The sequence below is a fragment of the Microtetraspora fusca genome, from assembly GCF_001570365.1.
Taxonomy (GTDB): domain Bacteria; phylum Actinomycetota; class Actinomycetes; order Streptosporangiales; family Streptosporangiaceae; genus Microtetraspora; species Microtetraspora fusca.
In genome coordinates, this window is sequence record NZ_BBYK01000092.1 from 16,124 (window position 1) to 27,422 (window position 11,299).

The 11,299-nt window shown below is 71.6% G+C and carries 11 protein-coding genes; 4 read left to right on the top strand and 7 right to left on the bottom strand.

The features are described from left to right. Window positions 1-49: 49 nt before the first annotated feature. Together AWQ68_RS43245 and AWQ68_RS39035 are read left to right on the top strand one after the other, a co-directional pair. Window positions 50-1,333, top strand: coding sequence for an MFS transporter (locus tag AWQ68_RS43245; RefSeq protein ID WP_169809072.1), 1,284 nt, complete (start codon window positions 50-52; stop codon window positions 1,331-1,333). Then, a complete protein-coding gene (locus AWQ68_RS39035) occupies window positions 1,314-2,162 on the top strand; it encodes an alpha/beta fold hydrolase (RefSeq protein ID WP_066951397.1) in 849 nt (282 codons plus the stop codon). The genes AWQ68_RS43245 and AWQ68_RS39035 overlap by 20 nt, the downstream gene beginning before the upstream one ends. Window positions 2,163-2,378: 216 nt before the next feature. Here the strand turns inward: AWQ68_RS39035 and AWQ68_RS39040 are convergent, their stop codons facing one another. Continuing rightward, entirely contained in the window at window positions 2,379-4,007 is a 1,629-nt protein-coding gene (locus AWQ68_RS39040; protein WP_066951400.1) for an ABC-F family ATP-binding cassette domain-containing protein, read from the bottom strand. A gap of 88 nt (window positions 4,008-4,095) precedes the next feature. On the opposite strand from AWQ68_RS39040, the gene AWQ68_RS39045 reads away from it, so the two are divergent. Continuing rightward, a complete protein-coding gene (locus AWQ68_RS39045; RefSeq protein ID WP_066951403.1) occupies window positions 4,096-4,812 on the top strand; it encodes a TetR/AcrR family transcriptional regulator in 717 nt (238 codons plus the stop codon). A 60-nt stretch (window positions 4,813-4,872) separates the two neighbouring features. Here AWQ68_RS39045 and AWQ68_RS45515 read toward each other — a convergent pair whose 3' ends face one another. From AWQ68_RS45515 to AWQ68_RS39065, 5 genes are all read right to left on the bottom strand, one after another. Continuing rightward, window positions 4,873-5,163 carry a hypothetical protein gene (locus tag AWQ68_RS45515; RefSeq protein WP_245656549.1) on the bottom strand — a complete coding sequence of 97 codons (291 nt, stop codon included), beginning with the start codon at window positions 5,161-5,163 and terminating at the stop codon, window positions 4,873-4,875. Continuing rightward, on the bottom strand, window positions 5,151-6,131 hold the full coding sequence (locus AWQ68_RS39050) for an RNA polymerase sigma factor (protein WP_245656551.1): 981 nt from the start codon (window positions 6,129-6,131) through the stop codon (window positions 5,151-5,153). Before AWQ68_RS39050 ends, AWQ68_RS45515 begins: the two co-directional genes overlap by 13 nt. A gap of 4 nt (window positions 6,132-6,135) precedes the next feature. Next, the gene (locus tag AWQ68_RS39055) at window positions 6,136-6,471 is read right to left on the bottom strand and encodes a YciI family protein (protein ID WP_066951406.1); all 336 of its coding nucleotides are present in this window, start codon (window positions 6,469-6,471) and stop codon (window positions 6,136-6,138) included. A 247-nt stretch (window positions 6,472-6,718) separates the two neighbouring features. Next, a complete protein-coding gene (locus AWQ68_RS39060) occupies window positions 6,719-7,330 on the bottom strand; it encodes an alpha/beta hydrolase family protein (RefSeq protein WP_066951410.1) in 612 nt (203 codons plus the stop codon). A gap of 70 nt (window positions 7,331-7,400) precedes the next feature. Beyond that, window positions 7,401-8,360, bottom strand: coding sequence for a TetR/AcrR family transcriptional regulator C-terminal domain-containing protein (locus AWQ68_RS39065; protein ID WP_066951413.1), 960 nt, complete (start codon window positions 8,358-8,360; stop codon window positions 7,401-7,403). Window positions 8,361-8,503: 143 nt separating this feature from the next. On the opposite strand from AWQ68_RS39065, the gene AWQ68_RS39070 reads away from it, so the two are divergent. Beyond that, window positions 8,504-9,709, top strand: a complete 1,206-nt coding sequence (locus AWQ68_RS39070) for an FAD-dependent monooxygenase (RefSeq protein ID WP_066951415.1) — start codon at window positions 8,504-8,506, stop codon at window positions 9,707-9,709. Between the two features lie 79 nt (window positions 9,710-9,788). Here AWQ68_RS39070 and AWQ68_RS39075 read toward each other — a convergent pair. Further along, on the bottom strand, window positions 9,789-11,299 hold a 1,511-nt coding region (locus AWQ68_RS39075), incomplete at its 5' end, for a flavin monoamine oxidase family protein (protein WP_157546463.1).

Consider the following 11,299-nt stretch of genomic DNA (forward strand, 5'->3'; position numbering starts at 1 on the left):
CGTGGCTTGGTCCGCTGGGCTGCGGTGCCGCGGGAAGGAGCGAAGCGACGTGGCGTCTCCGACGAGTTCCGTCCTGCCCGCCGACGGTCGCGGTCTCGGCCGCGGGTTCGGCATGCTCTGGACGGCCTTCCTCATCGCCAACCTGGGCACCGGCATCAGCTCGGTCGCCTTCCCCTGGCTGGCCACCTCCCTGACCCGGGATCCGCTGCTCATCTCGTTGATCGGCGTCATCGCCGACCTGCCGTGGCTGTTGCTCAGCCTGCCCCTCGGCGCCGTCGTGGACCGCGCCGACCACCGGCGGGTGCTGACCACGACGCACTGGGGCCGGGCGGCGCTCACCGCGGGCATCGCGCTCGCGCTCGCCACCGGCACGATGGCGCTCGGGATCCTGTACGCGGTGGCCTTCGTGCTCGGCACGCTGACCGTCGCCAACGAGAACGCGTCCCAGACGATCCTGCCGCGGCTGGTCGGCCCGGACCGGCTGCAGCGGGCCAACGCCCGGCTGACCGTCGCCGACACCACGGTGGGGGTCTTCCTCGGCCCGTGGGTGGGCGGCCTGCTGGTCGGCGTCGCGCTCGCGGTGCCGTTCACCGTGGACGCGTCGCTGTTCGCGCTCTCCGGACTGCTGGTGCTGCTGCTGCCGGTAACGCCGCGCGAGCCGTCCCCGACCTCCGGATCGCTGCGCCGGGAGCTGGCCGAGGGCCTGCGGTTCTTCTGGCGGCACCGCCCGCTGCGCGACCTCGGGCTGCTGCTCGGCGTGCTCAACCTGGCGGGCGCCGTGGCGATCGCGACGCAGGTGCTGTTCGCGCAGGAGATCCTCGGCCTGAACGCCGTGCAGTACGGCCTGCTGTTCATGGTCGGCGCGGTCGGCGGGACGATCGGCGCCCAGGCGACGCCGTGGATGGAGTCGCGGCTGGGGCCGCGGCGGGTGCTGTTGATGTCGCTCGCGGGCAGCGCGTCGGCGCTCGTCATCGTGGGCCTCGCCTCCCACGGCATCGTGGTGGCCGTGGCCCTGTCGGTGAGCGCCGGCCTCGGCCTGGCCTGGAACATCATCACGATCAGCTACCGGCAGCGCATCGTGCCGGAGGGGCTGCTCGGCCGGGTCAACAGCATCTACCGGCTCATCTCCTGGGGGCCGCTGCCGTTGGGCTCGGCCATCGGCGGCCTCCTGGTGACGGCGGGCCAGGCCGCCGGGGGCCGCGAGATCGGGTTGCGCACGCCGGTCCTGGTGAGCGCGGCGGTGATCTCCGTACTGTTCGTCATCGCCCTCACCCGGCTCAGGACCGGGCTGTGGAGCAAGACCGGGAGCGCGTATGCCGACGATCAGGGTTGACGGGATCGACCTCGCCTACGAGGAGCGGGGGTCCGGGCCGCCGGTGCTGCTGATCTCGCCCGCGGCCTCCCGCGCCACTCTGTGGGAGCTGCACCAGGTGCCCGCCCTGCTCGCGGCGGGCCATCGGGTGATCACGTTCGACAACCGGGGCATGGCGCCGTCCTCCTGCCCGCCCGGCCCGTACCGGCTCGCCGACCTGGTGGCGGACGCGGCCGGGCTGATCCGCGCGCTCGGGCACGGACCGGTCACGGTCGTGGGCGCCTCCATGGGCGCGATGATCGGCCAGGAGCTCGCGCTCGCCCATCCCGAGCTGGTCGTCTCGGCCGCCCTCCTGGGCACCCGGGCCCGCGCCGACCGTTTCCGCACGGCCATGACCGAGGCGAGCGCCGAGCGCGTACGCCAGGGGGCGGCGGCGAACGGAGTGCGGCACGTCGCGGTCTCCCTCATGTGCCAACTCTTCTCGCCCCGTTCGCTGGCCGACGACGCGACCGTGGCCGACTGGCTCGACGTGCTGACCGCCTTCCCGATCACCGGCGAGGGCGCGGCGCTGCAGTACGAGGCGACGCTGGCGGGCGACCGGCGGGAGGCGCTGTCCGGCGTCACCCGGCCCGTCCTCGTCGTGTCGTTCTCCGACGATCTGATCATGCCGCCGTTCCTGGGGCGGGAGGCGGCCGAGGCGATCCCCGGCGCCCGGTACGCGGAGGTCCCGGGCTGCGGCCACTTCGGGTTCCTGGAGCGGCCCGAGGTCGTCAACCGGATCCTCGTCGACTTCCTCGCCCGGACCGCCACCGCCTCGGCGCGCCCCACCGGCGCCGCCGGCCGCCCCTGACGTCCTGCCCCACGGAGCTCACGTGCGAGAACCGCGTCGGCGGTCGGGACCCGCACGTGTGCATGTGTCGGGATCCATCGGCGGGACCGTTCACCGACGTTGGTTCCCGGCGCGGGCTGCCGACACTGCCCACCTGCGGGTTCACGATCGTTCGCCGACACTCAAGCCGTGGCGGCGTCTTAATCTCTACGCGGCGCGCGGGTGCCGCCCGGGGATTCAGCGGGTGCGCTCGACCCGGCCTTCGTGCCAGACCGGTTCCGGGCTCTCGTAGACGGTCCCGTCCGCGCCGAAAATCAGGAACCGGTCGAAGTCGGCGGCGAACCAGCGGTCATGGGTCACGGCCAGAACGGTGCCGGAGAAGGCGGCCAGGCCCTGCTGCAGAGCCTCGGCGCTGGCCAGGTCCAGGTTGTCGGTCGGCTCGTCGAGCAGGAGCAGGGTGGCGCCGGACAGCTCCAGCAGCAGGATCTGCAGTCGGGCCTGCTGGCCGCCGGACAGGGTCTCGAACCGCTGGCCTGCGGCGGGCGCGAGTTCGTAGCGGGCCAGAGCGGCCATGGCGTCGTTCAGGGTGAGCGCGTGACCGGCCATGACCAGGTCGGCCGGGGTGCGGCCGTGCAGATCCGGCCGGGTGTGCGTCTGCACGAAGCGGCCGGGCACCACCCGCGCGCCCAGTCGCACCGTGCCGCTGTGCCGCGTGGCCGGCACCGCGCCGTCCGCGGCCTGCTCCAGCAATTGGAGGAAGTGGGATTTGCCCGAGCCGTTGGAGCCGAGCACTCCGATGCGTTCGCCGTACCAGATCTCGGCGTCGAACGGCCGCATCAGCCCGGTGAGTTCCAGGTTCTCGCAGACGACGGCGCGTTTGCCGGTGCGGCCGCCGCGCAGCCGGATCCGCACGTTCTGTCTCCTGGGCGGCTGCTCGGGCGGACCGACCTCCTCGAACCTGCTCAGCCGGGTGCGCGCGGCCCGGTATGAGGAGGCCACCGCGTCGTTGTTGGCCGCGGTCTGCTGGAGGGTGCGTACCAGTTGCTTGAGCCTGGCGTGTTCCTCGTTCCAGCGGCGGCGGCGCTCCTCCAGCCGGGCGATGCGGTCGCGACGGCCCTGGGCGTAGGTGGCGAAACCTCCGCCGTGGACCCAGACGCCCCGTGCCTCCACGGTGACGATGCGGTCGGTGACATCGGCCAGGAGTTGCCGATCGTGGGAGACCAGCAGCACGGTCTTCGAGGTGGCCTTCAGCCGCTCCTCCAGCCACTCCTTGCCCGGCACGTCCAGGTAGTTGTCCGGCTCGTCCAGCAACAGGACCTCGTCGGGGCCGCGCAGCAGCGCCTCCAGAACAAGCCGTTTCTGCTCGCCTCCCGACAGCTTGGCCACCGGGCGGTCCCGGACCGCGTCGTACGGCAGGCCCAGGGCCGCGGTGGTGCAGGTGTCCCAGACGACCTCCATGTCGTAGCCGCCCGCGTCGGTGTAGTCGCTGATCGCCTGCGCGTAGGCCAGTTGCGTCGCCTCGTCGTCGCGAGCCGTCATCGCCGCCTCCGCCCGTCCCAGAGCCGCGGCGGCCGCGCGGACCCGGTCCGGCGCCACCGACAGCAGCACATCGTGCAGGGTCCGGCCGTCACGGACGCTGCCGATGAACTGCCGCATCACCCCCAGGCCCCCGGAGCAGGCCACTCGGCCGTCGTCCGGCGGCAGATCCCCGGCGATCAGTCGCAGCAGGGTGGTCTTGCCCGCGCCGTTCGGCCCCACCAGCCCGGCCTTGACCCCCTCGCCGATGCGGAACGACACCTCGTGAAGGAGTAGTCGCCCGTCCGGCAGCACGTAGGTCAGCCCGTCCACGTCGACATGCCCCGCCATCGCCGCCCTCCTCTCAATGCTCCTCGATCGCTGTTCCAGTGACCGGATCAATGATCTGGTGCTCGATCGTCATACTAGACTCGCCTTCGTGGACGAGAGCAAGGCGGTATCGGGAGCAGGACGGTCAGGATCGGCGGGAGGCGTGTGGTTGCGGCCGTCCGGCCGTGCCGGGCGCGAGGCGCCCCCGCTCAGCCGGGACCGGATCGTCGAAGAGGCCCTGGCCCTCCTGGACGAGGAGGGCGCCGGGCGGCTGACCATGCGGCGGCTCGCCGAGCGCCTCGGCACCGGCTCCACCACGCTGTATTGGCACGTGAAGACCAAGGACGACGTCCTCGACCTCGCCCTTGACGCGATCTTCGCGGACGTCCGGATCCCGCGCGGGAGCGGCCAGGGCTGGCGTGCCGACATCACCGCCCTGATCGATGGATGGCGCGCCGTTCTCCTGAAACACCCCTGGTCGTCGGCGCTCCTGGGCCGTCCGATGCTCGGCCCCAACGTGCTCGCGCGCAGCGAGTTCCTGTACGCCACCCTGCTTGAGGCAGGGGTCGGCGAGCCCCACCTCACCGCCGCGGCGTTCGGGTTGTCCAACTACGTCATCGGTTCCGCACTGATGCAGGCCACCTGGTTGACCAGCGCGGAGCAGGCGGTACGGCAGGCCGCTCAGGAGCACATGCGCGCCAACCGGGATCGCTACCCCGCGCTCGCGGCGCACGGCCCTCTTGCCGCGGGCGACGACTGGGACACCGGCTTCGCCCTCGGGCTTACCTGGCTTCTCGACGGCATCGAGGCCAACGCCCGCCACTGAGCGGGAGTCGCCCCGGGCTCGGCACTTGAACGGTGCGGTCTTGGACGACTGATCACCTGGCTACCGAGTCATCACTTCTCGTTCCTGGGCGTCACCTACGCGGACCAGTTCGTCGGCACGGTCGAGCAGTGCGCGGCGTTCGGGTTCGGAGTAGGCGACGGAGGCCGCCTGCCGGAACAGGTCGGCGGCTCGGGCGCGGTCGCCGTGACGGGCGGTGAGGTCGGCTTCCGCCGCGACGGCGAGTGGGTAGTCGTCCAACGCGCCACCGGCGCGGGCCTGGGCGAGTAGCGCGAGCCCGGCCGCCGGCCCATGCGCGTAGCCGTGCGCCACAGCGCGGTTCAGCTCGACCACCGGTGAGGGTGGATCCGCGCGAGCTTGTCGTAGCATGCGGCGATCGCCGGCCAGTCGGTGGCGTCGACGGAGGCGGCGGTGGCGTGGCAGGCGGCGATGCGAGCCTGCAGCGCGTACGGGCCGTCCTCTGGAGTTTCGGCAAGGATGTGCAGGCCCTCGGTGATCGCGGCACGGTCCCAGCGGAGCCGGTCCTGCTTGTCCAGAGGGAGCAGGTTACCGCGCCGGTCGCGGCGGGCGTCGCGCCGGGAGTGCTGGAACAGGAACAACGCCAGCAGCGCCGACACCTCGCCCTGACCGGGGATGAGCTGCCGGAGGAGCCGGGCCAGGCGGATCGCCTCGTCGGCGAACGCGGGCCGGCCGTCGGCGTTGTAGCCGTGGGTGAACAGCAGGTACAGCACGGCCAGAACACCGGGGAGCCGCTCGGCGAGCGCCGGGCCGGTCGGCACCCGGTACGGGATGCCCGCGTCCGCGATCTTCGTTTTGGCCCGGGTGAGACGCCGGGTCATGGTCGACTCGCTGACCAGGAAGGCCCGCGCGATATCGGCGGTGGCCACCCCGCAGATCGTCCGCAGCGTCAGCGCCACACGCGCCTCCAGGGAGAGTGCGGGGTGGCAGCAGGTGAAGATGAGCCGCAGCCGGTCGTCCACGACCTCCTCCGCCGGGGTGGGGTCCGGATCGGCAAGCGCCGGCACAGCCAGTTCCGCCAACTTGCGGCGTTCGACCGACGCGCGGCGCAGAACGTCGATCGCGCGGTTGCGGGCCACCGTCATCAGCCAGCCGCCCGGGTTGCCCGGCACCCCTTCCTGAGGCCACCGCTGCAGGGCGAGCGTCAGCGCTTCCTGGGCGCAGTCCTCCGCCAGCGTCCAGTCACCGGTGATGCGAATCAGCGCGGCGACGATCCGCGCGTACGCATCCGTGCTCGCGGCCGCGACGGCGTCGGCCGTCGCAGCCGCAGGCGCGTCGGTCACTTCGTCAGTCGTTCAGGTCGATCAGCGGGCGCAGCTCCAGCCGTCCCGCTCGGGCCATCGGGTGGGCGCGGGCCACCTCGATCGCCTCGTCCAGGTCGGCGCACTCCAGCAGGTCGTAGCCCACGATCACTTCCTTGGTCTCCGCGAACGGACCGTCCGAGACGAGCAGTCGGCCGTTGCGGACCCGGACCGTCGTGGCCGCGGACGTCGATGCCAGCGCGCTGCCCTCCAAACGCCGGCCGCGCGTGTCGTTCTCCGACACCCACACGTCGATGTCGGGCTCGTCAGCCTTGTCGGTGTCGGGCTCGGTGTCGGTGCACACGAACATCATGTACTTCATCTTCGCTCCTCGGTTTCGGGGACTCACCACGATGACGAACGAGCGGCCCGGTTTCGGACACAACGCGTCCGACAATGTCACACCACCCCGACATGCCGACGACGTCGAACCGTTCGCCGGGATTCCGGCGCCGCTGAGCACCTGACCGGCGCGGAGCAGGCGGTACGGCACGCCGCTCAGGAGCACGCGCGCGCCAACCGGGAGCCATAGCGGCACGCCGCACCGGTCCCGGGAGAGGTGCGGGCAGTCACGGAAGCAGCAGGCCCCAGTAGAGGCTCCATGGGATGAACACCAGCCCGCCGACGACCAAGAGGCCGAGCCGTCCCCTCTCCCCTCGCGGCACCGAGCCGCGGGCGCGGCGCCAGGCCGGCGCGGTCAGAACCGTGGCGACCACGGACGCCACGGTGAGGGCCTGCAGCGCGAGCCAGATCAGCGGACGCAGCGGTTGCCGGCTGTTCGCGCCCACAAGCACGACGAAGGCGACGTCCTTGGAACGGGAGGCCGCGATCGGGGCCACCCAGCCGCCCTCGCTCAACCCCCAGACCCCGACCTTCGCCGGGTCGACGCCCGGCTGGGACCGCAGCGCGGCCACGCCGCCGAGCGCGTCGTCGGCGAGCTGTGAGTACGACCGCTGGAAGAGCGAATAGCCCTCGGACCGCTTGTCGTAGATCAGAACGGACAGCCCCTGGCGGGCGAACGCGACGGCCTCGCCCATCAGTTTCGTACGCGGCGTGCCCGTACCCGTGCCGTGCACGAGGACGATGCCGGGCCGCGCGGGCTTCGCCGAGGTGGGCGCGAGGACCGTGCCGTGCAGGGTGAGACCTCCGTCGCCGCGGAAGCTCACCTCGGTCGCCTTCAAGTCGGACGGTATGGCGGGGGAGGCTCGACTGACTCACATCGGTCGCCCCTACATGTCCCTGACATCGTCCTCAATGCGACCGATCGACGTCGGCGTCGCTGTCCGCCCGCACTGAGCTGTCCGCCCGCACTGAGCTGTCCGCCCGCACTGAAGCGATGAGCGTCGCCATTCCGTCCAGCAGGCGTTGCAGGCCGAACTCGAAGAGCGTGTTCAGGTCGAGCGAGTCGGGAGGGATCCGCGACAGCAGCGGGAACTCGCGCATCTGAGGGAGCACGGTGGATTCGAGCCACTCGTCGTCGGTGGTGCCGGTCTGCTGGACGGCCTCGGCCTCGGCTTCCAGATGCGCGGCGGTGCCGTGCACGTAGTTGGCCACGGTCACGTAGATGTGAACCATCATGACCGGGTCGAGGCCGAGGCCGTCCACCGCCCGCATCGCCCACTCGCCCTGGGCCATCACGTGAGGCGTGGCCGTGGGGCGGGTGAACGAGACGGCCTGCGCCAGCCACGGATGGCGGCGGTAGAGGGCCCATTGCGTTCTGGCCGCCCGTTCGAGGCTGGCCCGCCAGTTCGGCGGCTGCGGCTCGGGTAGCCCGCCGTCGGCCAGCACCCTGTCCGCCATGAGGGTGACCAGCTCATCCCTGCCGGACACGTACCGATAGAGCGCCATGACCGACGTTCCCAGGCTGGTGGCGATCCGGCGCATGGTCAGCGTCGCCAGGCCCTCGGCGTCGGCGATGGCGATCGCGGCCCGCACGACGCGCTCCTCGCTCAGCTCGGGAGCCGAGCGGCGGGACGGGACGGCACCCGTTCCGGAATCGGCCACCACGGTCCCGACCCCGGGCACCGGGCGGACGAGCCCCTCCTGATGCAGGGCGGTCAGCGCCTTGGTGGCGGTGGCCATCGCCACGCCCCATTCCCGCGTGATCTGCCGCGTCGACGGCACCCGATCTCCGGGCCGGAGCCGGCCTGTCGTGATGCGTCGCCTCAGATCGGCGACGATGCGCAGGTACGGAGGGGTCTCCTCGTCCATGATTCACACTCCCGCTGCCCTAGTGCACCAGGCCCGCTTCAGCCCGGACCGCTGCCGGACAAAATACTGCACTAGTGCCCTGTTAACAATGTACGCGCACTAGGCGTACGGTGGCCGTGCACGGACAAGCGAGGGAGCACGTGATGACGAATGTCCTGATCAGCGGCGGCGGTGTCGCCGGAACCGCCCTGGCCTACTGGTTGCGCCGCCACGGCTTCGCCGTGACGGTGGTCGAGCGGGCCCCCGCGCCGCGCCTCGGCGGGCACACGGTCGACCTGCGCGGCGCCGCCCGCGACGTGGTGGAGCGCATGGGGCTCCTCCAGGACGCCCGCCGGGTGGCGGTCGACTCCAAAGGGATGTCGTACGTGGACGCGACCGGCAGACGCGTCGCCGACATGCCCGCCTCCTTCCTCGGCGGGGCGGGTGTGGTCGGCGAGGTGGAGATCCTCCGCGGCGACCTGATCGAACTCCTTCATGGCGCGACCGGGGACGGGACGGAATATGTCTTCGACGACACGATCACCGAGGTGACCCAGACCGCGGAGGACGTGCGGGTTGCCTTCGAGCGGTCCGCGCCGCGCGTCTTCGACCTGGTCGTGGGGGCCGACGGCACGCATTCGCTGACCCGCTCGCTGGTCTTCGGCCCGGAGTCGCGCTTCCGCCGCGACCTCGGCTGTTACACGGCGTACTTCACCGCGCGCAACGTCTTCGGCATCCAGGACTGGGAGCTGTTCCACAACATGCCCGGCCAGAAGCTGGCGGCGCTGCGGCCGTCCCGGCGGCCGGAGGAGGCCAAGGTCCTGTTCGGGTTCGCGTCGAAGCCGCTGGCGTACGACCACCGAGACCAGCGCAGGCAGAAGGAGATCGTCGCCGAGGTCTTCGCCGGAGCGGGCTGGCACGTCCCCGCGATGCTGAGGGAGATGCGGGCGGCCACGGACTTCTACTTCGACTCGGCGACGCAGATCGTCATGGACGGCTGGTCCCACGGCAGGGTGGCGCTGCTCGGCGACGCCGGATACAGCCCCTCGCCGCTGGGCGGCAACGGCACGGGCCTGGCCCTGGTCGGGGCGTACATCCTGGCCGGAGAGCTGGCCGCGGCCGAAGGAGATCACACGGCGGCCTTCGCCGCCTACGAGCGGGAGATGCGCGACTTCGTCCGGCAGAACCACCAGCTGCCGCCGGGCGGCGTCAACGGCTTCGTCCCGAAGTCGCGAACGGCCATCCGGATGCGCAATCTGTCCATCAGGCTGATGCCCCACCTGCCCTGGGCGGGCCTGATCGCGAAGGCGATGAACAGGGCCGACGCCGTCACCCTCAAGGACTATCCGTACAGCAGGGCCCGCGCTTAGATCCGCCGGCTCCGCGCGGGCATCGAGATGGGACGGCCGTAGGCCGTGGCGCCGGCCCCCAGAGGGGTCGGCGCCACCGTCAGGCGCGCAGCGCGGCGAGCACCTCCTGGGCGGCGCGCGCGCCCTCGGTCGCCCCGCCGGTCATGTAGCCCTGGAAGTCGTAGGACGTGTGCTCCCCGGCGAGGTGCACGTTGCCCTGGACGGTGCCCTCGTAGCCCCCGTACCTGTGCACGTATCCGACCGGCCAGTACGCGTAGGCGCCCAGCGAGTAGGGGTTCTTGTGCCAGGCCGACAGCTGGGCGCGTCCGGTCCACACGGCCCCGGTGCCCGGGTACACCTTGTCGATCTGCGTAAGTGTCGAGGTCACCAGCGAGCGGACGTAGCGGTCGTCGGCGGTCGGGAACGGTGTCGACGGGTTGAGCGCGCGGGCGAGGCTGCCGCCGCCGTACTGGATGAGGATGCCGGAGGATCCCGCCTGGCCCTTGGTGGTGTCCCAACACTGCTGGAAGGACATGTCGGTGAAGCAGTCTCCGGACGACACGCCGGGCCATGGACCGGTGCCGACCCACGGCCGGCTGGAGAACTGCATGTTGAGCTTCGTGCAGTACCCCATGCGCGCGTCGCGCAGCAGGGCCGTCATCCGGCTGTCGAAACCGGCCTGGGACAGGTCCAGGCCCTGCAGGATCGGCAGTGGCACGGTGATGATCGTGTGGTCGGCGGTGACCGTCTTGGTGGTGCCGCCGTTGTCGAACGTGAGGGTCTGGGTGCCGTCGGAGTTCGCCCGCACCGCCAGGAGCTTCCAGCCCATCTGGATGGACCCGGAGGGCAGCGCGGCCGCGATGGCGTTGGGCAGCTGGTCGTTGCCGCCGACGATGTGGTAGCGCTCGTCCGATAGGCCCCAGACGTTGAAGTGGCCGGGCTTGGGCTGGTAGCCCAGCAGCAGGATGAGGGCGAGCGACGACTGGTTCACGGTGTCGGCGCCGTACTCCACGTTGTAGGCGACGTCGAGGAACCGGCCCAGGTCGGAGGAGTGCCCGCCCGGCACGCGGGACTCGATCCATTCGTACAGCGACATGTTGTCGAGCGCGGTGCCCGCCGCCGTGCTGCTGTTCCACTTCACCTCGCCGGCCGCCATGAGGTCGCTGTGGAGGGCCTGATAGATCACCTTGAAGTCCGCGTCGGCCTGGGTACGCGGATAGTAGCCGCCGCCGAAGTGCAGGATCTCCGCGGCGCCGTTGGGCCCGGATCCGGCGAAGTCGACCGTGGTCAGGCCGAAGCGGCGGCACAGTTCAAACATCTTCTTGTGCTCCTGGTCGATCAGCTCGCCGCCGATCTCGGAGGTCTGGCCCCCCGTCCACAGCGATCGCTGCGAGTACATGCGGCCGCCGACCCGGGTCGGGTTGGCCTCGTAGACGATCGGCGTCGCTCCGGCGTCGCGCAGGGTCAGCGCGGCGGTCAGGCCGGCGATGCCCGCCCCGATCACGGCGACCCGGGCCGGCCGGGGCGGCTTGGCGGCCGTTGTGACGGCGTCGTCGGCGCGGGCCGGCCGCGGCAGCGCGGCGAACGCGGCCGCGCCGAGGCCCACGGCGG

Bases quoted from the DNA above. Each gene is read 5' to 3' on its own strand.
- AWQ68_RS39070 (WP_066951415.1), top strand. From the start codon at position 8,504: ATGACGAATGTCCTGATCAGCGGCGGCGGTGTCGCCGGAACCGCCCTG.
- AWQ68_RS39040 (WP_066951400.1), bottom strand. From the start codon at position 4,007: ATGGCGGGGCATGTCGACGTGGACGGGCTGACCTACGTGCTGCCGGAC.
- AWQ68_RS39035 (WP_066951397.1), top strand. From the start codon at position 1,314: ATGCCGACGATCAGGGTTGACGGGATCGACCTCGCCTACGAGGAGCGG.
- AWQ68_RS39065 (WP_066951413.1), bottom strand. From the start codon at position 8,360: ATGGACGAGGAGACCCCTCCGTACCTGCGCATCGTCGCCGATCTGAGG.
- AWQ68_RS39055 (WP_066951406.1), bottom strand. From the start codon at position 6,471: ATGAAGTACATGATGTTCGTGTGCACCGACACCGAGCCCGACACCGAC.